Consider the following 25,655-nt stretch of genomic DNA (forward strand, 5'->3'; position numbering starts at 1 on the left):
ATCCTCAACCTTTCCCCGGCTGCGCCGGCACGCCCGGGTCCTTCCGCTCCGTACGCGGCTCCACGCGCCGCCGTTCCCCGCTGGTGCGGTAGATGGCCGCGTTGGCGGGGGCGCAGGCGGCCAGGCAGGAGCTGCAGTGGATGCACGCGTTCTGGTCAATGAAATGCGGCGACTTGGTCTCGCCGTGGATGGCGTCGGCGGGGCAGGCCCGCACGCACAGGCCACAGCCGATGCACCGCGCCGGGTCAATCTGGTACCAGACCAGGGGCGGGCAGGTGAAGGCGCGGCATTCTTTCGCGTGGATGTGCTCCTCGTACTCGTGGCGGAAATAACGCAGCGTGGTCTGGACGGGGTTCGGCGCGGTCTGGCCGAGGCCGCAGAGGGAGCCCTGCTTCACCGTCGCGGCGATCTCCTCCAGCGTCTCCAGATCCTTCGGCGTGCCGTTGCCCGCCACGATGCGCTCGAGGATGCCGAGCATGGCGCGGGTGCCCACGCGGCAGGGCACGCACTTGCCGCACGACTCCGCCTGGGTGAACCCGAGGAAGAAGCGGGCGATGTCCACCATGCAGCTGTCCTCGTCGAGCACGATCATTCCGCCGGAGCCCATGATGGTGCCCGCGGCGGTGAGGGACTCGTAGTCCACCGGCAGGTCCACCTTTTCGGCGGGGATGCAGCCGCCCGAGGGGCCGCCGGTCTGGACCGCCTTGAAGGTGCCGCCGTCGGCGATCCCGCCGCCGATGTCGAAGACGATCTGGCGCAGCGTGGTGCCCAGGGGCACCTCGACGAGGCCGGTGCGCGCGATCTTGCCCGCGAGGGCGAAGGTCTTGGTGCCCTTGCTCGACTCGCTGCCCACGCCCGCGTACCATTCGGCGCCGTTGCGCAGGATCAGCGGCAGGTTGCCGAGGGTCTCCACGTTCTGGATGACCGTGGGCTTGCCCCAGAGGCCGCTGATGGCGGGGAAGGGGGGCTTGGGCTGCGGCATGCCGCGGCGCCCCTCGACGGAGGCGATGAGCGCGGTCTCCTCGCCGCAGACAAAGGCGCCCGCGCCCTTCTTGATGTGGATGTCGAAGGCGAAGCCCGAGCCGAAAATGTCCGCGCCGAGCAGGCCGGCGCCCTTCATCTGGCCGATGGCGATCTCGAGGCGCTGGATGGCCAGGGGGTACTCCGCGCGGCAGTAGACGATGCCCTCGGACGCGCCGATGGCCAGCCCCGCGATGAGCATGCCCTCCAGCACGGCATGGGGATCGCCCTCCAGCAGGGAGCGGTTCATGAACGCGCCGGGGTCGCCCTCGTCGGCGTTGCAGATCAGGTATTTCGGCGCGCCGGGGGCGGTGCGGGCAAAGGTCCACTTGCGCCAGGTGGGGAAGCCCGCGCCGCCGCGCCCGCGCAGCCCGGCGTCTTTCACCTCCCCGATGACCTTTTCCGGGCCCATTTCCAAGGCGCGGAGGAACCCCTCGTAGCCGCCGCCCGCGAGGTAGTGGGCGAAATTCTCGGGGTCAATGCGGCCGCAGTTGGCGAGCACACGCCGCACCTGGCCGCGCATCATGGGGTGCTCCGTGAGGGGCGCGATGCCGTGGGCCGCGGTGTCCGACAGAACGCCCAGGGCCCACTCCGCGCAGGGCGCGCCCCCCGTGATGTGCCGGGCGAATATCTCGGAGGCCTCCTTCGGGCCCACGCCGCCGTAGCACACGTCCGGCCCTCCGGGCGCGTGGACGATGACCAGGGGCTCGAAGCAGCAGGGACCCAGGCACCCCACCTCGATGACCCGCGCGTCCAGACCCGCCTTGGCGGTCTCCTCCCGGAACCGGGCGATGACCTCTTCCGCCCCCGCGGCCCGGCCGCAGGTTGCCGCGCCGACATACACCACCGGCGTGGGGCTTTCCTCCAGCGCGCGCCATTCGGCCTTTGCGCCCGCGTATGCCTCCGCAAGATGACTCATGACTTCCCGGCCTTTCTTTCGAACCCGTATTCCTTGAGAATCCGCTGCATTTTCTTGGGGGTCACCCCGGCGTAGACCTTGCCGTCCACCGTGAGCACGGGGGAAAGGGCGCAGCAGCCCAGACAGGCCACCCGTTCCAGGCTGAACTCCCCCTCGGGCGTGGTGCCGCCCACGGCGACGCCCAGATAGCGGCACAACTCCTCGGTGATCCTCGCCGCGGCCCGCACATGGCACGCCGTGCCGTTGCACACCTGGATGCGGTGCTTTCCGGGGGCGGTGAAGCGGAACTGGGTGTAGAAGGTCGCCACCCCGTAGGACTCGTTTGCCGAGATGCCCGTCTCCCGCTCCAGGGCGCGCAGCGCCTGCGGCGAGATAAACCCCACCGCGGCCTGGATGTCCTGAAGGATGGGGATCAGCCCCGCCCGCGCGTCCGCGTACCGCGCGACCACGTCCCTGACCAGTGTTTCCGTGTCCACAGCTGCTGCCGTCATCGGCCCACTCCCCGGGTGCGGGCAAAACACCGCCCCACCCGTTATCCTTGGTCAACGTGTTTTTGGAACCCGAAACCTTCCCGTGCCGCAGGACTCAAGCCGGTTCAGGTTGCTTGTCCTCATCAGCATACCACCGACCCCCGGCCAATGCAAACGGTGCAAAATGTTGCAGTAGAACAGGTTGCATTTCCAGCATATCGAGAAAAAAATCCTAATTGCGAAAATCTCGTAACCATGGAAAATGACGCAATTCTTGGCGGGGGAAGTGCGATGGTGGACGGGGTGGACGAAGTGGACGAAGTGGACAGGGTGCACAGAGGGCGGAGTCATGTCCACCCTGTCCACTTCGTCCACCCTGTCCATCCTCCTCTGGATTGGCTCTTTGCGCTGTTTTGCGGGGCTGTGCCATAATTCCGCCTGTGGCCGCCCGCATTGTCCGAGGGCGGCAGGGTGGTGTCGGGAACATGTTTGCGGGCCGCCCGCTGTGGCCTCATGCAGTCCGGGAAAGGCCCGGTGTTCCGGGGAGGTTCGGTCAGGGCCGTTTCCACGTTTTCACCTCTATAAACAGGCATTGCCGGAAATGCCATTGTCAAGCTGCGGGGCAACGCGGGGCGCGCCTGGGGCGCGCGCCGTTCCCCCGCCGGAAAGGCCAGTCATGCGGTCCATCACGCGGTTCCGCCCCGTCATGCTCACCGCCGTCACCACGGTGCTCGGCCTGCTGCCCATGGCCCTGGGCGTCAGCTACGACTTCTTTGCCGGCAAGTGGATTGTCGGCGGCGAGTCCGCCGCGTGGTGGGGGCCCATGGCCGTCGCCGTCATCTTCGGCCTGAGCTTCGCCACCGTCCTCACGCTGGTCGTCGTCCCCGCGCTCTACAGCCTCACCGCCAACCTGCACAACGCCTGGACCCGGACCGTCCGGTCCGCCACCGCCCCCGAAAGGAGCCCCGAATGAACCCCTTCCGGACGCAGTTCCTTCTTATGGCTGCCCTGCTGGCCGCCCCGTTGTGCGCCGTCGCCCAGAATCCCGGCCCCGACCTCACCTGCTTCCAGCAGGCGGGGAGCCACACGCCCCAGATTGACATCGCGTCGGACATGGCGGTGGTCTACGGCTGCGGGCCGGACTTCGCCGCGCGGGCGGAGGAGTGGCGGAAGCGCGGCTACTCCATCGGCATGATGACCGGCATCGCGTGGGGCGGCTACGACGCCTACTACCAGACCCCGGACGGCATCAAGAAGGAGGAGATCCAGACCTCCAAGAGCGGGCGCCTGTACATGCACGGCAACAGCGACACGGTGGGGTACAACGTGCCCACGCCGGAATACGTCGAGTACATCAAGAAGATGGTGGAGCCCGCCGTGGACGCCGGGGCCCAGGCCATCTTCATGGAGGAGCCCGAGTACTGGGCGGAGACCGGCTGGAGCGAAGGCTTCAAGCGGGCCTGGGAAACGCGCTACGGGAAGCCCTGGGAGGCCCCCGACTCCAGCGTGGACGCGCAGTACAAGGCGAGCCGTCTCAAGTACGAGCTGTACTTCAACGCCCTGCGCGGGGTGTTCCGCCACGCCAAGGCCCGCGCCGCCGCGCAGGGGCGGACCATCGAGTGCCATGTGCCCACGCACAGCCTCGTGAACTATGCCCAGTGGCGCATTGTCAGCCCCGAGGCCAGCCTGATGGGGCTGGAGGAGATGGACGGCTACATCGCCCAGGTGTGGACGGGCACCGCCCGCACGGCCAACGTGTACCGGGGCGTCCGCCGCTCCGAGCGCACCTTCGAGGCGGGCTATCTGGAGTACGCCTCGGCCTACGGCATGGTGCGGCCCACGGGCCGAAAAGTCTGGTTCCTCGCCGACCCGGTGGAGGACAACCCGGACCGGAGCTGGAACGACTACAAGTGGAACTACGAGTGCACCATCATCTCGTCCCTGATGTTCCCCGGGGTGTCCCGGTTCGAGGTGATGCCGTGGCCGTCCCGCATTTTCCAGGGCACCTATCCCAAGGTGGACCTCGACGGCAAGGCGGAGCGCGAGGGCATCCCCGCCGAGTACGCGACCCAGCTCCTCACGGTGATCAACGCCCTGAACGACATGGACCAGAAGGACGTGGCGTGGGACACGGGCACGCGCGGCATCGGCGTCATGGTGTCCGACACGCTCATGTTCCAGCGGGCGGACCCCACGCCCAGCGATGCCCACTTCAGCCACTTCTTCGGCCTCGCGATGCCGATGGTCAAGCACGGGTTCCCGCTGGACATCGTGCAGATGGAAAACCTGCTCCAGCCGGGCGTGCTCGCGGAGTGCCGCGTGCTCCTGCTGACCTACGAGGGGCAGAAGCCCCTGAAGCCGGAATACCACGACGCCCTCGCCGCCTGGGTGCGGGACGGCGGCGCACTGCTGTTTGTGGACGACGGAAAAGACCCCTACAACCGCGTCCAGGAGTGGTGGAACGCCCAGGGCGCCACGGACGCCCTGCCGCAGGACGACCTGTTCGCCCGGCTGGGCGTGGACGCCTCCGCTAAAGCCGCCCCGCAGGCGGTCGGAAAGGGATGGGTGCGCTGGATGGACCTTTCCCCCAGCGCCCTCGCGCGGGACAAGAACGGCCCCGAGACGCTGCTGGCGGCGGTCGGCGGGCTGTGTGAAAAGGTGTCGCTGCCCCTCACCACGCAAAACTACCTCAAGCTGCGGCGCGGGCCCTATGTCATTGCGTCGGTCATGAACGAGTCGGTCTCCGACGCGCCGCTGCGGATGGAGGGGCGGTTCATAGACCTGTTCGACGCGAAACTGCCGGTCCTCTCCGAGAAGACGCTGAATCCCGACCAGCGGACGCTGCTCTATGACCTGGACTGGGCCAAGGCGAACCTGGGCGCCGCCAAGGTGGCCGCCGCCGCCACCCGCGTGCGGGAGGAGCGGTTTGCGGATGGGAAGCTGTCCTTCACCACCCGCGGCCCCGAAGGGGTGCACGCCCGCGTGCGGATGCTCCTGCCGTCCGCGCCCGCCGAAGTCCGCATGACGCCCGAGACCGCCTTCACCCACGCCTGGGACGCCGACAGCGGCACCCTGCTCCTGGAATTCGACAACCGCGCCGAGACCCTCTCCGTCGAGGTGGCCCTCTGACGGGACGCGTTTCACCGCGTGAAGGAAGAGAAGACAAGGCCGGCGGGACGCCGGCGCTACGGAGGCGGGCCGTCTTCCGTGCCGCCGGCGTCCCGCCGGCCTTGTCTTTGAGTTAACGTTGCGTCGGCGGTCCGCGCGTCATGGCGAGCGCAGCGCGGCCACCTCGTGCCCGCCACGGCTTCGTCTTCCCATTTCCCCAAACCACGCGCCCCCTGGGATCGCCAAGCTCCAGCTTGGCTGTCGGGAAAACATGCCACGGACAGGCCCGCGCGCGAAAAACCAAGAGGCCAGGCTGGAGCCCGGCGATCCCAGGGGGGCGCGCCCCCGTCCGCCCGCTCTCTTTCCTCTCTCCCCCCGTCCTCATTTCTCTGCGCCCTTTGCGCTCTCCGCGCCTCTGCGTTGAGCTCCCCCCCCTCCCGCCGCGGCCGCAATTGACCCCGGCGCGCCAAAGCGGTAGAGTACCCCCGTGCGGGGCGCGGCGGGCGCGCGCCGCAGGAGGCAGGACTTATGGAATTCTCGGGCGAACGCTGCATCCCCGGCCGCAAGGGGCTGGAACTGCTCGAACTGGAGCACCGGGCGCGCTATGCGGCCGTGGCGGCCCGGTGCGCGGGGGGGCGCGTGCTGGACCTGGGCGCCGGCGCGGGCTACGGCACGGACATGCTGGCCGCCTCCGCCGCCCACGTGCTCGGGGTGGACATTTCCGAAGAGGCGGTTTCCTTTGCCACGGAGGCCTACGGCCGGGGGAACGCGCGGTTTGTCCAGGCGGACCTCTGCGCCGACGACTTCGCGGACATTGTCCGCGCGGCGCATCCCGAACCCTTCGACGCCGTGACCTGCTTCGAGGTCATCGAGCATGTCGCCCAGCCGCAGAAACTCCTGCGCGCCGTGCGGTCCCTCCTCGCGCCGGACGGGCTCTTTTTCGTCTCGACGCCGAACATTGACTACGCCTTCGACATGGAGGCGGTGAACCCGCACCATGTGATCGAGTACAACCTGCCCGAATTCGAGCGCTGCCTGGGCGCGGAGTTCCGCCACGTCGCCGTCACGGGCCAGAAGGTCCACCTCATCTCCACCGTGGGCTGCGCCGACGGCGACGCGGTGACCTTCACCGACTGGCGCGACTACGGCGATGAGAACCACGTCAAGTATTACGCGGCGGTCTGCACCAACGCCGCCACCGCCCCGCCCCCCCTCCGGATCGCCCTGCGCACCAGCGACGCGCACCTGAAAATCCTCCAGTCCAAACTGCGCGAGGTGCGGAAGGACCAGGAGGTGAAAGGCCAGCGCATCCGGCTGCTGGAGGCCCACCTGGCGGAAAGGAAGGACGCGGGGGAGGCGGCGCGGCAGGACGAGGTGCGCCTGTTGCGGGAGGACCTGGCGCGGACACAGGGGGACCTGGCGCGGACACAGGAGCAACTGGCACGGATGGAGGAGGAACTGCGGGAAGTCCACGAGGACAGGAAACAGTTTCACGAGTCCCTGCGCCAGGCCCGCGACATGCACCTGCGCATCCAGGAGGACCTGCGCCGCGTGGAGGAGGAGGGGACCATGGGCGCGGTGAAGCGGATCAACCAGCTCCGTCGAGATTTCGAGGCCTTCAAGAACCACCCGGCGGTCCGCCGCCTGCTCCGCCTGCGCACGCCGGGGCTGAAGCTGCTGGGCCTGCTCGGTTTGGGGCCGGGGCGCATCGCGCCCCTGGCTGCGGGGCCGTCCCGTCCCGCACCGCAGCCCGAGGTTCCGGAAAAGCGGGAAGACCCCCGCCCTTTTGACCAACTCCTCCAGGACCGGACCCTCTGCCGCAACGGCAAGGACATGCCGATCCTGGGGGAGAAGACGGTGGAGCGCCTGCGCGGGGAGCTGATGCGGCGGCCGCAGGACACGCTGGTCAGCGTGATCATGCCCGCGTGGAACCGCGCCGAGACCATCGGCCGCGCCGTTGAGAGCGTGCTGGCCCAGTCCTACGCGAACTGGGAGTTGATCGTGGTGGATGACGGCAGCGACGACGGGACGCCGGAGGCCGTGCAGGCGTTCCGCGCGGCCAACCCGAAAATCCGGCTGCTGCGCATCGCCCACGAGGGGGTGTCCGCCGCCCGCGACGCCGGGTTGCGCGAGGCAAAGGGGGGAATCATCGCCTACCTCGACTCCGACAACCGGTGGCTCCCCGACTACCTGCTGTTCTCCGTGCATGCGCTGCTGGAGACAGGGGCCAAGTGCGGGTATTCGGTCCTGGAGATCGTGGACGAGGACCAGCGGAACGCGGTCAGCCACCGCGCGCGCCGCTTCGACCTCGACGCGCTGCTGAAGAACAACTACATAGACATCAACATCTACGTCCACCGCCGGGAGCTGTTCGAGGAGCTGGGCGGCTTCGACCACACCCTCCGCCGCTGGGTGGACTGGGACGTCATCCTCCGCCAGACGACGCGGCATGACCCGGTCCAGATTCCCGCCGCCCTGTGCGTTTACTACCGCAAAAAGAAGCTCAACCAGATCACGCTGGAGGAGCCCCAGGCCTACAAGTTCAAGGTGCTCAACAAGCACCTCATTGACTGGGAGGAGCTGGAGCGCGACGCCCCCGACCGCGAGGCGGGCCGCGTCTCCATCATCATCCCCGTGTACAACCTGCCCGACCTCACCCGCGCCTGCGTCGAGTCCATCCACGCCCATTCCGGGGCCTTGGATTACGAGGTGGTGCTGGTGGACAACGGCAGCACGATGGACGCCTCCGCCGCCCTCCGCGCGCTGGCGGAGCATCCCCGCGTGTTCCTCCTCACCAACTACGAGAACTACATGTTCGCCCTGGGAAACAACCTCGGCGCGGCGGGCTCGTCGGGCGACATCCTCGTCTTCCTCAACAACGACACCCGTGTGACCCCCGGCTGGCTCGAGACGCTCACCGCGCCCCTGCGGGAGGACCCGTCCGTCGGCATGGCGGGGCCGAAGCTGCTCTACGAGGACGGCACGGTGCAGGCGGCGGGCATGGCCTTCTCCGACCGCTCCGTCATCCCCTACCACATCTACCAGGGCATGCCGGGCGATGCCCCCTGCGTCAACAAGCGCCGGACCTTCCAGGCCCTCACGGCGGCCTGCGTCGCCCTGCGCGCGGAGGACTTCCTCCGCCTGCGCGGCTTCGACCCGCTGTACGTCAACGGCGGCGAGGACCTGGACCTCTGCTTCCGCGTGACGCAGGAGCTGAATAAGAGAATCCTCTACGTCCCCGAGTCCACGGTCTACCACCTCGAAAGCAAGACCCCCGGACGCTCCAAGGCCATCCGCCACAACCGCACCACCTTCTTCGAGCGGTGGGGCGAGGCCGTCCGCCCGGACGACCAGACCTTCTTCGAAGCGGACGGGTTCCGCGTGCGCGAGTACGTCAAGCGCGGAAACGACCCCGACGGGCCCACGGCCTCCTACATCCCCGTGCTGGAGACGGAGGGGGGGGAGCGGGCGTGGGCGCCCCCGGCCGGGGCGTCCGCACCGCAGGCGGGGCTCAACGTCGGGTTCGTCTGCATCTGGCATGTCCGGGGGATCGCGCTGCAGACGCTGCAGATCATGCGCACGCTGGAGACGGCAGGAGGATTTGCCGCCCATGCGCTGGCCCGCTGGGAGGCGGACAAGTTCACCGAGCACCCGCCGGTGGACCACCCGCGCGTCATGAACGGCGGCGACGACCCCGGCCCCGAGGAGTGCGTGGCCTGGGCCAGGGAGCGGCGGCTGGACGCGGTCTTTTTCATGGAGGTTCACCCCCGCGACTGGAAGCGGGTGGACGCCTTGCAAGCGGCCGGGTTCCGGGTGTTTGCCTATGAGAATCTCGATGTGCTGCGGCTGGAGTTTCTGGACCGCTACGCCCGTTTCGACGGGTTTTTCCACAACACCTTCGAGACAGGGCGCGTTTTCCGGCGCACCCACCCCCAGGTTCCATCGCTGGTCGTTCCCTGGGGGATTCCCGAGGCCCTTTTTCCCCCCGCGCCGCCGCGACCGGCGGCGGGCGGCTTCCTGCGTTTTGTGCATGTCGCGGGCTGGGGCGGGATCAACAACCGGAAGAACACCGACGGCCTCCTCCGCGCGTGGGCCAAGGCGAACCCGGCGAACGCCGTGCTGCGCCTGCACACGCAGGCGCCGGCGGAGCAGTACGGGCCGGAAAGCGCGCGCATCCTGCGCGCCTGCCGGAACATCGAACTGCGCGAGGGCACGGTGGAGAACATCCACGCCGCCTACGCGGACGCGGACATGCTGCTGTGGCCGTCCAAGCGCGAGGGGCTCGGGCTCCCCATTGTCGAGGCCCTGGCCTGCGGGCTCCCTGTCCTGATTTCCGACGGCTATCTGATGAAGCAGTGGGTCCTTCCCGGCGAGCACGGGCTGGTCTGCCCGGCGTCCCCGCAGGAGGGCATGATGTACCTGCCGGAGATGCGGGTGGACGAGGATGCTTTGGCGGCGATGATCCGCGACCTGGCGGCGCACCCGGAGCGCGTGGCGGCGATGGCTGAAAACGTCCGGCGGGACCGTCATCTGTGGCTGTGGACCTGGCAGCCCGACGTGCTGGCCGGGCAGCTCCGCGCCTGGCTGGAGGATCCCGCCGCGCCGCCGGACCCGGAGCTGGGCTATCTCCCGGAAAGCATCCGCGATTTTGAGCGGAAACGCCGCGCGGCTTTTGGAGAGCAATGACATGAAGATGTGCGCGGCGGCAATCGAACCGGACGTGTTCCCTCAGGGAAAAAGAAGGGTGTCGGCATGACAAGTCAACTGCCGCCTGACGAGCAGGCGCGGCGCATCGCGGCCCACTGGGACGCGGCTGCGGTGAACAACTGTCCCGGGTGGTGGGCGCACCCCCGGATCGTTCAGCATGTCAACGCCCGCGTCTGCGGGCGTCCGGTAAAGGGGACCAGCCGGGGGCTGATGGAAAAGGTGAAAGAGCTGTTCGGGGCACAGGTCTGGGACAGGGGCGTCTCTGTGGGCTGCGGAAGCGGAGCCAAGGAGATGGCCATGATGGACGCGGGCATTGTCGGGGCCTTCACCCTGTACGAGCTCTCTCCCGTCCGTGTGGAACAGGGGCGCGCCCTTGCCGAATCCCGCGGGCTTCAGGACCGGGTGGAATTCCGCATCCAGGACGCGTTCAAGGCCGGTATTCCCGACGGAAGCGTTGATTTCGTCCATTGGAACAACTCCCTGCACCACATGATGGACACCCCGGTGGCGGTGGCCTGGAGCTATAGAATCCTCCGCAAGGGCGGCATGTTTTACATGGACGACTTCATCGGGCCGACGCGGTTTCAGTGGTCTGACAAGGCGCTTGAGCTCTGCACCGCTGTGCGGGCGTCGCTTCCGGAGAAGTATCTGGCCAACCTCAGACGTCCGGACGGCCGGGAGCCCGTTCGGGTGCGGCGTCCCGATCCCGTGGCGTTTGCGCGGCAGGATCCCAGTGAGGCGGCGGATTCCGACCGCATCATGCCCGCCCTGCGGAAGTTCTTTCCCGGGGCCTGGACCATGCGGACGGGCGGCGTGATCTACAACTGTGCCCTTGCCCACTGCATACAGAACTTCAACCCCGGAGATCCCGATGACACGGCCCTGCTGGACGGGCTGCTGGTGGTGGACGATGTCGCCCTGGAGATCCCGGGCATTGAAAGCCACTACGCTGTCGCCCTCGCATGCAAATAGGAAAAGAGCGGCGGAACGGAGAGCAATGACATGAAGATACTGGTTGCGGGCGGCGCGGGATACGTCGGGTCGGTGCTTGCGCCGATGCTCCAGGAGCGCGGGCATGAGGTGACGGTGGCGGACCAGTGCTGGTTCGGCAACCGGCTCCCCGCGTCGGTGCCCGTGGTGGAGACGGACCTTTTCGCGCTGGACGACGCGGCGCTGGCGGGGTTTGACCGGGTGGTTTTTCTGGCGGGCCTGTCCAACGACCCGATGGCGGAGTACGACCCCGCCATGAACTTCATCCAGAACGGGGCGCTGCCCGCGTATCTGGCGTTCCGGGCGAAGCAGGCGGGCGTGGGCCGCTTCATCTACGGGTCGTCCTGCTCGGTCTACGGGTACACGCTGGACAAGCTGTACAACGAGGACGCGCCGGTCACCTGCCCCTATCCCTACGGCATCTCGAAGCTCCAGGGGGAGCGCGGGGTGCTCCAGATGGGCGAGGACGGGTTTTCGGTCATCGCCCTGCGCCAGGGCACGGTCAACGGCCACAGCCCGCGCATGCGCTTTGATCTCATCGTGAACACCATGTGCAAGAGCGCCCGCACCACGGGGCGGATCACGGTGAACAACCCGGCTATCTGGCGGCCCCTGATAGACGTGCGCGACACGTCGGAGGCGTTCCTCCGCGCCGTGGAGGCCGACCCCGGCGTCAGTGGCGTGTTCAACGTGGCGAAGGACAACTACACCGTCGGCCAGGTGGCGGAGCGGGTCGCGGAGGCGCTGAAGCGGCTCACGGGCCAGTCCACGGAGATCGAGGTGCTGCACCGGCACGACCTGCGCAACTACAAGGTGGACTGCGCCCAGGCCCGCGCCGTGCTGGGGTTCTCCCCGCAGCGCGACATCGAAGAGATGGTGCTCTCCCTGCACGAGCACTGGGACGAGTACGGCGACCCGGAAGAGGAGCGCTACCACAACATCCGCGTGTTCAAGCGCCTGCACCCGGGGCTGAGCGCCCCCGTGTCCCTCCTGCCGGGGACGTGACGGGGCGCGCATTGGGCGCGGGGCCAACAAAGAAGGATTCAGGGCCATGAAGTGTTCACGACGTGCCTTTCTGGGCGGCATGGCCGCCGCAGGCCTTTCCGCAGGGATGCCGAAGGGAGGATTCGCCGCCAAGGGGGACGCCGGGGCGTCCGTCCGGCGGTACAACCTGTCGGTCTCCATTGACGCGCTCAAAGCCGACCCGGAGCTGCTGGACATTGTAAGCGGGGCGGGGGTGACGGACCTGTGGCTGGCCTGCTTCTTCAACGGGAACTTCTACCACCCCATCGGGGAGGTGATGGAGTGGAAGGGGCGCATTGAGGCGAAGGGCATGGCGGTGCACAACATCACCATCCCCCTCGGCCACCCGTCGTTCTCGGACACGCCGCCGGACTACATGCCCGGCGTGGACCTGAAGGCCTGGAAACAGGGGGTGCGCCCGGATGGCAAGCGGCACTACGGGGTGTCCCTCCATCCCCCGGCCACGGAGGCGAACGTCGAGGCCCTGCGCAAAATCAAGACCACGGACCCGAAAATCGTCTTCGTGGACGACGACTACCGGCTCGCGCCGTCCCCGGCCGACATCGGCGGCTGTTTCTGCGACGACTGCAAACGCGCCTTTCTGGAGAAGCACGGCTACGGCGCGCCGCAGTGGGACGCCCTGCTGGGCGCGGTGGCGGAGCGGCGGCTGACCGCCGAACTGCGCGCGTGGGTCACGCACCAGTGCGACATGCTGACGGCGTGCTTCCGCGCGCAGCAGGCCGCCCTCGCGCCGGAGGCGGAGATGGGCATCATGGTCATGTACCTCGGCTCCGAGAAGTCGGGCATCCGCCTGCCCGACTACACGGGGGTGCCCTTCCGCGTGGGCGAGCTCATGTTCGGCGACGCCTCCTTCGCCCCCGTCAAGGGGAAGACGGATGAGCTGTTCAGCGCCCTGTTCCACCGCCGGTTCACGCCGCCGGAGCGGGCGTACAGCGAGACGACGGCCTGGCCGCCCGACGGCCTCTCGGCGGCGAACATGGCCGCCAAGCTCTCCATCACGACCCTCGCGGACGTGCGCAACACCATGTTCATGAGCGGCGCGCGGGCCTTCCCGCGCACCCACTGGGCGACCCTCGCCCCGGAGATGAAAAAGCAGGCCGCGTTCCACCGGGAACTCGCCGGACAGGTTCCGCGCGGACCCTTCCGCCACTACTGGGGCGAGGGCGCGCGCTGGGCGGGCGATGCGAACCCCTACAGCCTCTTCCTCGCCTGCGGCGTGCCCTTTGAGGTGTCGGAGACCGTTTCGGACACGGGCTGGACCTTCCTCGCCGACGCCGACGCGCACGAGGCGGCGGGGGACCGCTGTGTCACGCGCGCGGCGGGCGGCGCGGGGCGCGCCGTGCCGGAGACACTGGATGCCCTCTTTGCCCTCAAGCGCGAGCTGCTGCCCGCGCTGGGCCGCGTGCCCGTGGTGGCCGAGGACGTTCCCGTGGTCTGCGCGTGGTACCCCACGGCGCGGGCGGCGCTCCTGTGGAATCTGGCGGAGGAGGCGAGGGAGGTCACCCTCCTCGCCGGGAAAGACCGCCGGACCGTCGCGCTGGGGCCGCTCGGGTCCGAACTCGTGTGCGACGTGGTCTGCGGATAGCGGGAGGTCTCACGAGACATCGTCCGACCCCCTCCAGTCCGTCACCCCCGCGAAGGCGGGGGCCCATGCCGTTGACGCGTGCCGTAATCCGCTGACCCAGGATGGATTCCCGCTTGCGCGGGAATGACGGCAGGAGTGTTTTCCGGCCCGCTACGGCATCTCCCGGATGAAACGGATGCATCCCGTTCCGTTGGGGCAGAGGCAGGCACCAAGGAGGCGCGGCGTGCCGGGGGCCGTTTCGGGCCACCAGAACCAGTGCAGCGCGCCGCCCGGCACCGGCAGCGCCACTGTGCCGAATGCCGTGGTTTCCGGCGCGCGCGACAGGTCGGCCTCCATCAGCGCCAGGATGCCCGGACCGTGCGGGGGCGCGTTCTCCCGGTGCGGCAGGGCCTTGACGCGGGCCTCCTTGGCCGTCCACAGGGCGTAGAACAGCAGGGTCCTCCCCGGCTCCGCGCTGGCGGCGAGGCAGGCATGCTCGGCGGGGGTGAAGAACCGCGCCGCGATCCGTTCCACCCCGGCGCGGGGACGGACGGCCTCCACATCCACGCCCAGGGGGCCGCGCGCGCCCGCGGCGAGGACCACCCACCCGCCCGCGTGGCTCAGGCTGGTGCGGAGCGCGGGGTCTTCGCGCAGTGCGCGCGCGCGCATCCAGTGTCCGGCGGTGAACTCGGCGCGCCGGTCGGGATGGGGAAGCGCGGCGGCCGCGTTGCGGTCCTCCGGGGCCAGTTCCCTCTCCATACGCTCCAGCAGGTCGGGGGTGTCAGGCCGCCTGACCGCCCGCAGAAGCATGGCGTCCTCCGCCGTTGCGGCGGGGGAGGGGGGCGTTTCCTCCGGCGCGTCCAGCGCGGAGAGGCTGCGCAGAAAAGGGCGGGCGTCCCTCACTAGAACCCTTCCTCATCGAAGTCGTCGGGCTCGTCCGGGTCCTCGTCGTCGCCGCCGTCGTCCGGTTCCTGGCCGGTCTCCTCCTCCGGGGACTCCTCCTCCCCGTAGGACGGCTCCGTCTCGGACTCCGTCTCGGACTCCGTCTCCCGGTCCGTCTGTCCCCCCGGCAGGCCCAGACTGGACAGGATGGCAACGTCCTGTCCGGCGGCGTCGAAGACCTCGTCCGCCACGAACACGGGGCACTTCGCGCGGACGGCGACGGCGATGCCGTCGCTGGGGCGCGTGTCAATGCGCAGCACCTGCTCCACCTGCCCGGCGGCGTCCACCTGCTCCACCGTCAGGTAGGCGAAGAAGGTCCCCTCCTCGAACTTGTACACCGTCACCGACTTCAGCGTTCCGCGCAGCCCCGCCAGAATGTTCAGCACCAGGTCGTGCGTCATGGGGCGCAGGGGCTTCTGCCCGCGGACGCCCAGACTGATGGCCGCCGCCTCAAAGGGGCCCACGCTGATCGGAAGCACCCGGTCCCCGGCCTGAAGCAGCACCGTGGGGGTGTTTTCCTCGTCCAGCGCGTAGGCACCCAGCACGTTCACTTCTATCATGGGCTTCTCTCCAAACGGTCAGAGACACCGGACCGCTCCTGGCCGATGGTACTCCAGGCACCCCCGCACCCGTCAACCGGGGGCGGCACGGACGGACCGGGGCGTCCTTCCATGGGGCCGGGTCCGTGCGTTCCGTGTTTGTCCGTGTTCGCCCGGTCCGGCCCCGCACTTTCCAGCAACCCGGCAAACGTGCAATAATGGGCAAAACCCGGCGGCCCCCCGCCCAACTTGGAGAGCATCCCATGAAGGAACGGCACCTCATCATCGGCGCGCACATCCACAACCGGGGCGAGAACGCGCTGAAAGTGCAGAAGCTTCTGACGGAGTACGGCTGCAACATCAAGACCCGCCTGGGCCTGCACGAGGTTGCCGAAGACTACTGCGCCCCCGGCGGCGTGCTCATCCTGGAGATGGCGGGCGACGACGCGGTGTGCCAGGAGCTGGCGCGCCTCCTCGGCGAGATCGAGGGCGTCGAGGTGCAGAAGATGGAATTCCGCCACTAACCCCGGACCCGGCATGACAGACTCCCCGACATCCCCCGGCGGGGGCGCGGTCCGCCGCGAGGGCGACCTGCTGGGCGCGCGCGACGTGCCCGCGGACGCGCTGTACGGCGTGCACACGCTGCGCGCGCGGGAAAATTTCCCCCTGGCCGGACGCCCCGCGCACCCGGAGCTGTTCCGCGCGTTCGGGGCGGTGAAGCTGGCCTGCGCGCGGGTGAACCGCGGCCTGGGCTGCTGGGCGGGGGCCCCGGAGAAGGCGGAGGCCCTGTGCCGCGCGTGCGCGGAGATGATGGAGGGGCTGCTGGACGCGTGGAACGTGACGGACGCGCTCCAGGGCGGCGCGGGCACCAGCACAAACCTGAACGTGAACGAGGTGCTGGCAAACCGGGCCCTCCAGCTTCTCGGGCGGCCGTTGGGCGACCACGCGGCCGTGTCGCCGCTGGACGACGTGAACCTGCACCAGTCCACGAACGACACCTACCCGACGGCGCTGCGGCTGGCGGCGATCCGCGGGCTGCGCGCGCTGGAGCAGGCGCTGGTGGCGCTCCAGGAGGCCTTCCAGGCGAAGGAGCAGGCCTTCGCCCATGTGGTGAAAATGGGCCGCACGGAGATGCAGGACGCCGTCCTGGTGACGCTGGGCCGCGAGATGGGCGCATATGCCGAGGCCTTCGCCCGAGACCGGTGGCGGGTCTACAAGTGCGAGGAGCGCCTGCGCGTGGTCAACCTCGGCGGCACCGCCGTCGGCACGGGCTACGCCGCGCCCCGCCGGTTCATTTTTCAGGCGGTGGAGGAGCTGCGCGCCATCACCGGCATCGGCTTCGCCCGCGCGGAGAACCTCGTCGAGGCCACGCAGAACGCCGACGTCTTCGTGGAGGTGTCGGGCATCCTGAAGGCCTGCGCCGTGAACCTGCTCAAGACCTGCGGCGACCTGCGGCTCCTGTCCTCCGGCCCCGAGGCGGGCCTCGCGGAGATCCGGCTGCCGCGCCTTCAGGCGGGGTCGTCCATCATGCCGGGCAAGGTCAACCCCGTCCTTCCCGAGGCGGTCTCGCAGGCCGCCATGAGGGTCCTCGGCAACGACCAGGTCATCGCGCTGGCGGCGTCGCAGGGAAACCTGGAGCTGAACGCCTTCCTGCCCCTTGTCGCGGACGCCCTCCTGGAGAGCCTCGACCTGCTCGCCCGCGCCTGCGCGCTCCTGCGCGCGCGGTGCGTGGAGGGCATCACCGCCGACGAGGAGCGCTGCGCCGCCCATGTGCGCACGACCTCCGCCGCGGCCACGGCGCTGGTCGCCGTGCTGGGCTACGAGGCCGCGTCCGCGCTGGCGAAGGCGTCCGCCGCCGAAAAGCGCCCGATCCGGGACCTCGCGCTGGAGCGGGGGCTCCTGACGGCGGAGGATTTCGACGCCCTGTTCACCCCGGAGGCCGTGTGCCGTCTGGGCATGCTCGACGGGTTCCGGTTTGACCGGGGTCCCGGAGAAGACCATGCAGACCACGCCTAAGTCCATGCGCCTGCACATCGGCCTGTTCGGCCGCCGCAACGCGGGGAAGTCCAGCCTGCTGAACGCCATCACGCGCCAGCGGGTGTCCATCGTGTCCGAGCACGCGGGCACCACCACGGACCCCGTGGAAAAACCGATGGAACTGCTTCCGCTGGGGCCGGTGCTCTTCATTGACACCGCCGGGGTGGACGACATCGGCGCCCTGGGCGAGCTGCGCGTGGAAAAGACCCGCGCCGTCCTCGACCGCACGGACCTCGGCGTCATCGTCGCGCAGGCGGGGGAGTGGGGCGACTTCGAGGAAGAACTGCTGAACGAGCTGGTCCGGCGGGAGGTGCCCGTCGTCGCCGTGTTCAACAAGGCCGACCTCGGAAAGCCGTCCCCGGCGCTGGCGGAGGGCCTCGCCGCGCGCGGGGCGCGCGTGGTGGAGACCGTCGCCTCCGAAGGGGGGGGCATCCTGGACTTCCGCCAGGCCCTGCTCGACAGCGCGCCCGCCGACTTCATCGAGACCCCGGCCATCGTGTCCGACCTCGTGGGGCCGGGCGAGATGGCCGTGCTCGTCGTGCCCATTGACAAGGAGGCGCCCAAGGGGCGGCTCATCCTGCCGCAGGTGCAGTCCATCCGCGACCTGCTCGACGGCGACGCCTACTGCATGGTCGTGAAGGAGCGGGAGCTGCGCGACGCCCTGGACCGTCTCACCCGCCCGCCAAAGCTGGTGGTGACGGACTCCCAGGCCTTCCTGAAGGTGGCGGCGGACACGCCCCGCGGCGTGCCCATGACCAGTTTCTCCATCCTCTTCGCGCGCTACCGCGGCGACCTGGTCACCCAGACCCTGGGCGCGGCGGCCATCGGCGGGCTGAAGCCCGGCGACAAGGTGCTTATCGCGGAGTCGTGCAGCCACCACCCCATCGCGGACGACATCGGCCGGGTCAAGATCCCCCGGTGGCTCACGCAGTACGTCGGCGGGAAACTCCAGATTGACCATGTGCAGGGCCACGACTTCCCGGCCACCCTCGCGGAGTACGCGCTGGTGGTCCACTGCGGCGCCTGCACCACCAACCGGCGCGCCATGCTCACCCGCATCCTGCGCTGCCGCCAGGCGGGCGTGCCCATCACCAACTACGGCCTCGCCATCGCGTACAGCCTCGGCATCTTCGAGCGCGCCCTGGAGCCCTTCCCCGCCGCTTTGGAGGCCTACCAGGCCGCCGTCGCGGGGAATCCCCCGGGGAGGTGACGTGTTCTTCGTGAACGGAATGGCGTGGCTGTTCGTGCCGGTACGGCTTGGAGAAACGATGAAACCCATTCTCACAGCGTCATTCCCGCGCACGCGGGAATCCAGGGTCGGCGTGACGGCCTCCCCCCGCGTCATGGACCCCCGCCTTCGCGGGGGTGACGGGGGAGGGGGGTGACTTCATGATTCCCGAACGCCCCCCCCTGGAAGAGATCGAGCGCTGGCTGCGCGAGGAGGACCCCGCGCGGCTGGAGGAACTTTGGGCGCGCGCGGACGCCGTCCGCAGGGAGCATGTCGGCGACGAGGTGCACCTGCGCGGGCTCGTCGAAATCTCCAGCCACTGCTGCCGCAAATGCGGCTACTGCGGCCTGCGCGCGGACAACCGGGACCTCACCCGCTACCGCATGGACCGGGAGGAGGTGCTGAACTGCGCGCGCGAGGCGCGTGAGTTCGGCTACGGCACCGTGGTGCTCCAGTCCGGCGAGGACTACGGCATCACGCGCGAATGGGTGACCGACATCATTCACGCCATCAAGGCGGAAACGGGGCTGGCGGTGACCCTGAGCCTCGGCGAGCGGCCCGACGGGGATCTGGTCGCCTGGCGGGAGGCCGGCGCCAACCGCTACCTCCTGCGGTTTGAGACCTCCGACCCCCGGCTTTACGCCATGATCCACCCGCCCGGACCGGGCCGCGACCTTTCCGACCGCATCGCCATGCTCCGCCGTCTGCGGGAACTCGGCTACGAGGCGGGCAGCGGCGTGATGGTCGGCATCCCCGGCCAGACCTATGCCATGCTCGCGAAGGACATCGCCACGTTTGGCGAACTGGACCTCGACATGATCGGCGTGGGGCCCTACATCCCCCATCCCGCGACCCCGCTGTCGGAGAACCGCCCCGTGGACGGCGTGGACCGCCTGGTGCCCATGCCCGCGCCCGACGGCGGGCAGGTGCCCAACACGGAGGCCATGACCTACAAGGTGGTGGCCCTCACCCGGCTGGCCTGCCCCGAGGGCAACATCCCCAGCACGACCGCCCTCGCCACGCTCAACCTCGCCCGGGGCCGCGAACTCGGCCTCCAGCGCGGGGCCAACATCGTCATGCCCAACCTCACGCCGCCGGAATACCGGAGCCTCTACGAAATCTATCCCGCCAAGGCCTGCATCTCCGAGACCGGCCGCGAGTGCCACTTGTGCATGAAAGCCCGCATCCGCGGCATTGGCCGCACCCCCGGCGCCGGCCCCGGCGGCCGGAAGAGGACGAAGTTGTAGCGGCTGCCGCGGCGCTTCGGCGGAACGGTTTGCCTCTTCGCTCAGGACTCCAGCAGGCGCGTGAGCCCGGGCTTGTAGACGGGGTAGCTGCCGTCGGGGTTCGGGAGGACGGGGGGCTCCATGGCGTCGTGGCAGTCCTCGGGCCGGGGCGGATAGGCGAAGTCGGAGTTGTTGACGCGCTCCCAGGTGATCTCCTCGCCGGTGTAGCAGGAGAGCTGCCCCATGATGCCGATCATGGTGCTGCGGGCCATGAAATCGCCGTTGTTGACCGGCTCGCCGGAGCGGATGGCCTTGAAGAGGGTGTCGTGCTCGACCTGGTAGGGGTTGCATTCGCCCTTCCAGCGCCAGGCGTTCTCGCCCCAGATCTCGCAGTTCAAAATGGAGGCGCGGCCCTTGCTGCCGAAGACGATGCTGGAGTTGTCGTTGAAGCAGTTCTCGGTGGTGCGGCAGAAGGCGTAGATGCGGACGCCGTTCTCCATCTCGTAGACCACGGAGTGGTGGTCGAAGACGTTGCCGTAGATGGGGTCGGTCATGGAGGAGCGGCCGGCGATGCCGTGGCACTTCACGGGCGCCTGGTCGCCGAGCACCCAGCTCGCGCGGTCGAGGTTGTGCACGAGGGACTGGGGCACGTCGTCGCCGGAGAGCCAGTTGAAGTGGTACTGCGTGCTGCACTGCCACTGCAGTTCGGACATCCACGGCTCGCGCGGCGTGATCTGGTAGGGGGGCCGCAGGAAGTTCTCCTCGAGGCAGACGATCTCGCCGATGGCGCCGTCGTGGATGCGCTGGATCGTCTCGGCGTAGCCGGAGTGGTGGCGGCTCTGGAGCCCGGAGGCGAGGCAGAGCCCCTTCTCCTTCGCCACCTCCGCCGCCTGCCGGAGCAGCCGGATGCCCGCAGGGTCTATGCCGTGGGGCTTCTCGACAAAGACGTGCTTCCCGGCCTGGAGCGCCGCCATGGCGTGGAAGGGGTGGAACTTGGCCGCGTTGGCGATGAGCACCACGTCGGACGCCTCGATGACGCGCTTGTACCCGTCGAAGCCCGTGAAGCAGTGGTCGTCGTCCACGGCGATGCGGTCCTTGAACTGGTCCTTGAGCCGCTCGCGCTTGGCCTGGATCCGGCCGGGGATCATGTCGCACATGGCGACGACGCGCGCGCCGGGGTCCGCCGTGAGCGCCTCCGCCGCCGCGCCGGTGCAGCGCGGGCCGCTGCCGATCATGCCGACGCGGAGGACGTCGCTCCCGGCGGCGTGGGCGTTGCGCGCGATGAAGGCCGCCGAGGACGCGGCCGTGGCCGCCGCCGCCGTCTTGAGGAAGTCGCGGCGGGTCGCGCCGCCGTTCACGCCGGATGCCGGTGTCTGCTGCATGGGGTCTCCTTTGCCGTGCCCGCGCCGGGAACGGACCGTCCGGACGCCGCGCCCTTTCTGTCCCGCCCGGAAAGCATAAGCATTTCCCTCCGGGCTGTCAAACGCGGAACAGCGGGGGCAGCCGAAATGGTGGCGAGGGCCCAAAGACACGGCAGGCGGGACGCCTGCGGTACGAAGGAGCCCCGCCCGCTGTCGTTCCGTACCGCAGGCATCCCGCCTGCCCTGCCGAATGTCCGGCCCGGTCAGGGTGTTGGGCAGCTTATGGGCAGCGTGCCCCCGGGGGTGCCGTCGCTTGCCCACAACTGGTGGCCGCGCGTTTCGTCGCCCGCAGAGAAGTACAGTTTCCCGTTCATGGCCGTGAGCTCATAGGGCGGGACGCCGCCCGCTGTTTCCGTGATGTCGCTCACCATCATGGTGCCGGGGGCGGTGCCGTCGCTCTTCCAAATCCCCACGCCGCCGTGGCTGTTTTCGGCGGTGAAGAACAGGACATCGCCCACGACCGCCTCATAGTCGCCGTAGCCGTAGAAGAGGGTCTGGTTGATCTCCGCGAGCAGGGCGCCGCCGGCGCCGGTGGTGGCGAAGAGGCCGCAGTGGACCTGGCTCTCGGCATCGGTGTAGAGGGCGACATACAGGAGCGTGCCGTTCAAATCCGTCAGGCCCCACGGGCGGTAGCTGAAGCCGTCCACCTTGTAGGTTGTGGCGCCGTCGCTGGCCCAGATGTGCGTGTTGAAGTCCTCCGTCTCCTCGGCGCCGAAGTACAGCAGCCCGCCGGACACCACGAAGTCGCCGGGGCCGAAGTCGAAGGTTCTCAGCGTCTGCGTGCCCGCCGGGGTGCCGTCGGTCACGACCAGGGAGTAGTTCAGCGCGTCGCCCGCGGCGAAAAGGGCCAGCCCGTTCAGGCCGGCGATCTCCGCCATGTTGACGCTTTGCGCCACAGCGACGGTGCCGTCCGCCGTGCCGTCGCTCCGCCACAGGGTCATCTGCTGGGGGGCCAGCTGGGTCCTGTTGTTGAAATACAGGACGCCGCCCACGTCCGCCAGTTGGCCGGGGTTGTATGCGGGATAGCCCGTGTCCGGCCCCCAGGCCTTCACGAGGCGGGTGCCCTGGGCCGTGCCGTCGGTCGCCCACAGTTCCCCGTTGTTGGTGCTGACGGCGCTGAAATAGAGGGTTCCGCCGATCCGCAGCGGGGGTAACGCCGGCGAGGATCCGACCAGACCCGTCACCCAGACCGTCCCCTCCTCCGTGCCGTCGCTGGTCCACAGCCCGTACTCGGTGCCGTTCGCGGCGAAGAAATAAAGCGCGCCGTTCAGGCTCGTGAGGAAGCGGATATCCGGGCTGCTCTGACCCGGGTAAAGGTCCCTGACCAGGCGGGTGCCCTCATAGGTGCCGTCGGTCCGCCACAGCTCCCTGCCGGAGTAGGGGCCGGTGGCGAGAAAATAGAGGGTGGACCCCACGGCGCAGAAGCTGTTCGGCGCAAAGAGGGTGTAGGTTTCAGGCATGAAGAAGGCGTCCACATAGCGGTTTTCGGTCATGGCTACGGTGACGGGCTCCGCAGTCCCGGAAAGTGCGCCGCCCCATATCTCGAAGCGGTTGCCCGCGTCGGGCACCGGGGTGAGGGTGACCACCGTCTCGTAGGGATAGGTGCCGCCGGGCGGGTCCAGGGTGACGCTGCCGCCGCCCGTGGGCAGCACGGTCAGGGTGTACTCCTCCCGCCCAAAGACGGCCGTGGCCGACTTGGGGGCGTCCATGGTCACCTGGGTCACCGTCGCGCCGCCCGACAGATCGCCCTGCCACTGGTCGAAATGCCAGCCCGTGTCGGGCGTCGCCGACAGGGTAACCTGGGTGCCCGGGGCGTAGGCGCCGCCGGGCGGGTTGAGGGCGACGGTCCCCCCGCCGGTGACGGTCACATTCAGCGCGTAGAGCGTCTCGGCAAAGACCGCCGTCAGGGTCTTGGGGGCGTCCATTACCACCGTGCCGGGATTCGCGCTGCCCGCCAGCGCGCCCTCCCAGTGGTCAAAGTGCCAGCCCGCCGCGGGCACGGGCGTCAGGGTCACGGTCGTGCCCGCGTTGTGGGGCGATCCGGCGGGGTCCGCCGTCACGGTGCCCTGGCCGATGACTTGGACGGTTAGCGCGTACTGGTCCGCCGCAAACACGGCGGTCACCGTTTTGTCGGCGTCCATCACCACGGACGTGGGGTTGGCGTTGCCCGCCAGCGCGCCCTCCCAGTGGTCGAAGTGCCAGCCCGCCGCGGGCACGGGCGTCAGGGTCACGGTCGTGCCCGCCGTATGGGAGCCCCCCGCCGGGTCTGCCGTAACGGTCCCCTGCCCCGTGACCAGGACGGTCAGCGCAAACTGGTCGGCCGTGAACACCGCCGTCACCGACTTCGCGGCGTCCATCACCACAGAACCGGGATTCACGCTGCCCGACAGGTCACCCTCCCAGCGGTCAAAGTGCCAGCCCGCCGCCGGGGCGGGCGTCAGGGTTACCGTGGTGTCTTTCTTGTAGGGGCCTGTGGCGGGGTCCACCGCCACGCTCCCCTGGCCGGCGACTTGCACGGTCAGCGCGTACTTGGGGCACCCGGCGAGGAGAAGCGGCAGCAGCGCCACCACGGCCACAAGACCGCATTTCCGGAAGAACGTGGACATTCCGAGACCCTCCTCGTGGTGAAAAACCCTTGGAAAACCGCCCCGCCCCGGCTCCCCGGGGAAACACCGGCGGTTTCCAAGCACTAATCTACCCCCGGATGCCTGTCCTGTCAATTGTTTTTTCCGAAGGATTATGGACGAAATGGACGAGGTGGACGGAAGGAACGGCGGACGCTCTGCCGGTCCTTGCGCGGTGCGGCCGGACCGGATAGAATGGATTCCGCACACAGCCCGCCCGGGCCGCGGAAAAGCGCGGCGCCGGGGCGGCGGCAACTGAACCACGCGCGGCAAGCGCACGAAAGGACAGGACCATGAAGGACGGCACAGTCGTTTCACGTCGGACGGTGCTTGCGGCGGGCGCGGCGGCGCTGGGGGCGCCGGCAATTCTGGCGGGCGCGGCCCCCACTTCGGACCCGGTGCGGGTGGGCCACATCGGCGCGGGCACGCGCGGGTGGGACCTGATCAAGTACACGGGCTCGGCGGAGACGGCGAAGGTGGTGGCGGTCTGCGACGTGTACAAGCCGCATCTGGAGCGGGGCATCGAGGCGGGCAACAACCCGGACGCGAAGCGGTACGCCAACTACCGCGACCTGCTCGCGGACCCGCAGGTGGAGGCCGTCGTCATCGCAGCGCCGGACCACTGGCACGAGCAGATGGCCATTGACGCGTCGAACGCGGGCAAGGCGGTCTACTGCGAGAAGGGCATGTCCACCTCGGTGGCGTCGGCCAAGCGCATGCGCGAGGTGATCCGGAAGAACAAGACGGTGTTCCAGCTCGGTCACCAGGGGCGGCAGTACCCCTCGACCGCCGAGGCCGGAAAGCGCATCCGCGACGGCGAGCTCGGCCCCGTCACGCTCGTTCACACGGGCCGCTATTTCAACGGCACCAAGGAGCGCGCGCCGTGGCGCTGGTACGGCTACTACTCCGTCTGGGACCGGCCCGACCCGGCGCAGGTGGTGAAGGACCTCGACTGGGAGGCGTGGCTCGGCCCCGCGCCCAAGATTGACTTCAACGAGCAGCATTTCTGGCACTGGCGCTGCTACTGGGCCTATGGCACCGGCCAGGCCGGCGACCTGCTTTCCCACGAGATGGACCACGTCCAGAGCGTGCTGGGCTGGGGCATCCCCGACTCCTGCATGTGCACGGGGTTCAACGCCTTCTACCGCGACGGCCGCGAGACGCCGGACACCTGGCAGGCGAACTACGTCTTCGAGAAACACGACTGCTCCGTGTCCTTCGAGGGCTGCATGAACTCCGGCCGCGAGCAGCCGCCCGAGTACATCGGCAAGAAGGGCCGCCTCATCTTCAACGGCATCGGCCAGGACGCCAACCACTTCCTCGTCTACCCCGACGCGCCCGCCTTCCCCCACATGGGGCGGCAGGCCAAGCCGGCCTACACCTACGACCCGACCGACGGCCCCCAGTGGCCCACGCACATGAACGACTTCCTCCGTTGCGTCCGCACCGGCGAGACGCCCAAGTGCAACGTGGACGAGGCCTTCATCGAGGTCGTCACCCTCCTCATGAGCGTCCAGTCCTACCACGAAAAGCGCCAGGTCCGCTGGGACCCCGCCACCGAGGAGATCGTCTGAGGCGGGAAATGCGAGGTCCGGCATGAGCTTGTTCGTTTGCGATTCCGCAGGCTTTCCGGAAAGAGACTGCTGCGGCGGTCCGGGGGGCTGGTGGGAACGAGATGGCTTCGCTTCGCTGCTAATGAAGTGGACGTATTCTTTCGCGCCCCAAGCTGCCGGTTGCTCTCTGCCACACGTGGAAATGGCCGAAAGCGAAAGTCTTGGGCATCCCGGAGGGATGCAAGACATTAGCCGGTGGTTGA

17 protein-coding genes are annotated in these 25,655 nt (G+C 68.9%); 11 read left to right on the top strand and 6 right to left on the bottom strand.

Features of this window, described 5'->3' with window-relative positions; all coding sequences use genetic code 11:
* Positions 1 to 4 precede the first annotated feature (4 nt).
* A complete protein-coding gene (locus GXY15_06565) occupies positions 5 to 1,939 on the bottom strand; it encodes an NADH-quinone oxidoreductase subunit NuoF (protein ID NLV40875.1) in 1,935 nt (644 codons plus the stop codon).
* Positions 1,936 to 2,430 (bottom strand): NAD(P)H-dependent oxidoreductase subunit E, encoded by a 495-nt coding sequence (locus tag GXY15_06570; protein ID NLV40876.1) that lies wholly within the window; start codon positions 2,428 to 2,430, stop codon positions 1,936 to 1,938. The genes GXY15_06565 and GXY15_06570 overlap by 4 nt, the downstream gene beginning before the upstream one ends.
* A 241-nt stretch (positions 2,431 to 2,671) precedes the next feature.
* On the opposite strand from GXY15_06570, the gene GXY15_06575 reads away from it, so the two are divergent.
* The 6 genes from GXY15_06575 to GXY15_06600 all read left to right on the top strand — a co-directional run bounded on the left by GXY15_06575 (position 2,672) and on the right by GXY15_06600 (position 13,843).
* Entirely contained in the window at positions 2,672 to 3,382 is a 711-nt protein-coding gene (locus tag GXY15_06575) for an efflux RND transporter permease subunit (protein ID NLV40877.1), read from the top strand.
* Positions 3,379 to 5,538, top strand: a complete 2,160-nt coding sequence (locus GXY15_06580; GenBank protein NLV40878.1) for a hypothetical protein — start codon at positions 3,379 to 3,381, stop codon at positions 5,536 to 5,538. Before GXY15_06575 ends, GXY15_06580 begins: the two co-directional genes overlap by 4 nt.
* Positions 5,539 to 6,045: 507 nt before the next feature.
* The gene (locus GXY15_06585; protein ID NLV40879.1) at positions 6,046 to 10,203 is read left to right on the top strand and encodes a glycosyltransferase; all 4,158 of its coding nucleotides are present in this window, start codon (positions 6,046 to 6,048) and stop codon (positions 10,201 to 10,203) included.
* Between the two features lie 66 nt (positions 10,204 to 10,269).
* Positions 10,270 to 11,196: a class I SAM-dependent methyltransferase gene (locus tag GXY15_06590; protein NLV40880.1), complete on the top strand. Its 927-nt coding sequence runs from the start codon at positions 10,270 to 10,272 to the stop codon at positions 11,194 to 11,196.
* 30 nt (positions 11,197 to 11,226) lie between these two features.
* A complete protein-coding gene (locus GXY15_06595; protein NLV40881.1) occupies positions 11,227 to 12,219 on the top strand; it encodes an SDR family oxidoreductase in 993 nt (330 codons plus the stop codon).
* Between the two features lie 46 nt (positions 12,220 to 12,265).
* Positions 12,266 to 13,843 carry a hypothetical protein gene (locus GXY15_06600; GenBank protein NLV40882.1) on the top strand — a complete coding sequence of 526 codons (1,578 nt, stop codon included), beginning with the start codon at positions 12,266 to 12,268 and terminating at the stop codon, positions 13,841 to 13,843.
* Positions 13,844 to 13,993: 150 nt separating this feature from the next.
* On the opposite strand, the gene GXY15_06605 is transcribed toward GXY15_06600, so the two are convergent.
* Together GXY15_06605 and GXY15_06610 are read right to left on the bottom strand one after the other, a co-directional pair.
* The gene (locus tag GXY15_06605; GenBank protein NLV40883.1) at positions 13,994 to 14,725 is read right to left on the bottom strand and encodes a 4'-phosphopantetheinyl transferase superfamily protein; all 732 of its coding nucleotides are present in this window, start codon (positions 14,723 to 14,725) and stop codon (positions 13,994 to 13,996) included.
* Entirely contained in the window at positions 14,725 to 15,324 is a 600-nt protein-coding gene (locus tag GXY15_06610; protein NLV40884.1) for a bifunctional nuclease family protein, read from the bottom strand. Before GXY15_06610 ends, GXY15_06605 begins: the two co-directional genes overlap by 1 nt.
* A gap of 242 nt (positions 15,325 to 15,566) precedes the next feature.
* Here GXY15_06610 and GXY15_06615 point away from each other — a divergent pair, with 242 nt between their 5' ends.
* The 4 genes from GXY15_06615 (at position 15,567) to hydE (ending at position 19,815) form a co-directional block, all read left to right on the top strand.
* A complete protein-coding gene (locus GXY15_06615) occupies positions 15,567 to 15,827 on the top strand; it encodes a hypothetical protein (protein NLV40885.1) in 261 nt (86 codons plus the stop codon).
* A 13-nt stretch (positions 15,828 to 15,840) separates the two neighbouring features.
* On the top strand, positions 15,841 to 17,319 hold the full coding sequence (locus GXY15_06620) for an aspartate ammonia-lyase (protein ID NLV40886.1): 1,479 nt from the start codon (positions 15,841 to 15,843) through the stop codon (positions 17,317 to 17,319).
* The gene (hydF, locus tag GXY15_06625) at positions 17,303 to 18,550 is read left to right on the top strand and encodes a [FeFe] hydrogenase H-cluster maturation GTPase HydF (GenBank protein ID NLV40887.1); all 1,248 of its coding nucleotides are present in this window, start codon (positions 17,303 to 17,305) and stop codon (positions 18,548 to 18,550) included. The genes GXY15_06620 and hydF overlap by 17 nt, the downstream gene beginning before the upstream one ends.
* Positions 18,551 to 18,729: 179 nt before the next feature.
* Positions 18,730 to 19,815 carry a [FeFe] hydrogenase H-cluster radical SAM maturase HydE gene (gene hydE, locus GXY15_06630; GenBank protein NLV40888.1) on the top strand — a complete coding sequence of 362 codons (1,086 nt, stop codon included), beginning with the start codon at positions 18,730 to 18,732 and terminating at the stop codon, positions 19,813 to 19,815.
* A 41-nt stretch (positions 19,816 to 19,856) separates the two neighbouring features.
* Here hydE and GXY15_06635 read toward each other — a convergent pair whose 3' ends face one another.
* Together GXY15_06635 and GXY15_06640 are read right to left on the bottom strand one after the other, a co-directional pair.
* Positions 19,857 to 21,176: a Gfo/Idh/MocA family oxidoreductase gene (locus GXY15_06635; GenBank protein NLV40889.1), complete on the bottom strand. Its 1,320-nt coding sequence runs from the start codon at positions 21,174 to 21,176 to the stop codon at positions 19,857 to 19,859.
* 242 nt (positions 21,177 to 21,418) lie between these two features.
* Positions 21,419 to 23,821: a hypothetical protein gene (locus GXY15_06640; GenBank protein ID NLV40890.1), complete on the bottom strand. Its 2,403-nt coding sequence runs from the start codon at positions 23,819 to 23,821 to the stop codon at positions 21,419 to 21,421.
* A gap of 311 nt (positions 23,822 to 24,132) precedes the next feature.
* Here GXY15_06640 and GXY15_06645 point away from each other — a divergent pair, with 311 nt between their 5' ends.
* A complete protein-coding gene (locus GXY15_06645) occupies positions 24,133 to 25,413 on the top strand; it encodes a Gfo/Idh/MocA family oxidoreductase (protein ID NLV40891.1) in 1,281 nt (426 codons plus the stop codon).
* Positions 25,414 to 25,655: the final 242 nt, after the last annotated feature.

It is taken from the genome of Candidatus Hydrogenedentota bacterium (assembly GCA_012730045.1).
GTDB lineage: Bacteria > Hydrogenedentota > Hydrogenedentia > Hydrogenedentales > CAITNO01 > JAAYBR01.

Excerpts from the sequence above, each read along its gene's own strand:
- GXY15_06565 (NLV40875.1), bottom strand. The coding sequence starts at position 1,939 with ATGAGTCATCTTGCGGAGGCATACGCGGGCGCAAAGGCCGAATGGCGC.
- GXY15_06570 (NLV40876.1), bottom strand. The coding sequence starts at position 2,430 with ATGACGGCAGCAGCTGTGGACACGGAAACACTGGTCAGGGACGTGGTC.
- GXY15_06575 (NLV40877.1), top strand. The coding sequence starts at position 2,672 with ATGACGCAATTCTTGGCGGGGGAAGTGCGATGGTGGACGGGGTGGACG.
- GXY15_06580 (NLV40878.1), top strand. The coding sequence starts at position 3,379 with ATGAACCCCTTCCGGACGCAGTTCCTTCTTATGGCTGCCCTGCTGGCC.
- GXY15_06585 (NLV40879.1), top strand. The coding sequence starts at position 6,046 with ATGGAATTCTCGGGCGAACGCTGCATCCCCGGCCGCAAGGGGCTGGAA.
- GXY15_06590 (NLV40880.1), top strand. The coding sequence starts at position 10,270 with ATGACAAGTCAACTGCCGCCTGACGAGCAGGCGCGGCGCATCGCGGCC.
- GXY15_06595 (NLV40881.1), top strand. The coding sequence starts at position 11,227 with ATGAAGATACTGGTTGCGGGCGGCGCGGGATACGTCGGGTCGGTGCTT.
- GXY15_06600 (NLV40882.1), top strand. The coding sequence starts at position 12,266 with ATGAAGTGTTCACGACGTGCCTTTCTGGGCGGCATGGCCGCCGCAGGC.
- GXY15_06610 (NLV40884.1), bottom strand. The coding sequence starts at position 15,324 with ATGATAGAAGTGAACGTGCTGGGTGCCTACGCGCTGGACGAGGAAAAC.
- GXY15_06615 (NLV40885.1), top strand. The coding sequence starts at position 15,567 with ATGAAGGAACGGCACCTCATCATCGGCGCGCACATCCACAACCGGGGC.
- GXY15_06620 (NLV40886.1), top strand. The coding sequence starts at position 15,841 with ATGACAGACTCCCCGACATCCCCCGGCGGGGGCGCGGTCCGCCGCGAG.
- hydF (NLV40887.1), top strand. The coding sequence starts at position 17,303 with ATGCAGACCACGCCTAAGTCCATGCGCCTGCACATCGGCCTGTTCGGC.
- hydE (NLV40888.1), top strand. The coding sequence starts at position 18,730 with ATGATTCCCGAACGCCCCCCCCTGGAAGAGATCGAGCGCTGGCTGCGC.
- GXY15_06635 (NLV40889.1), bottom strand. The coding sequence starts at position 21,176 with ATGCAGCAGACACCGGCATCCGGCGTGAACGGCGGCGCGACCCGCCGC.
- GXY15_06640 (NLV40890.1), bottom strand. The coding sequence starts at position 23,821 with ATGTCCACGTTCTTCCGGAAATGCGGTCTTGTGGCCGTGGTGGCGCTG.
- GXY15_06645 (NLV40891.1), top strand. The coding sequence starts at position 24,133 with ATGAAGGACGGCACAGTCGTTTCACGTCGGACGGTGCTTGCGGCGGGC.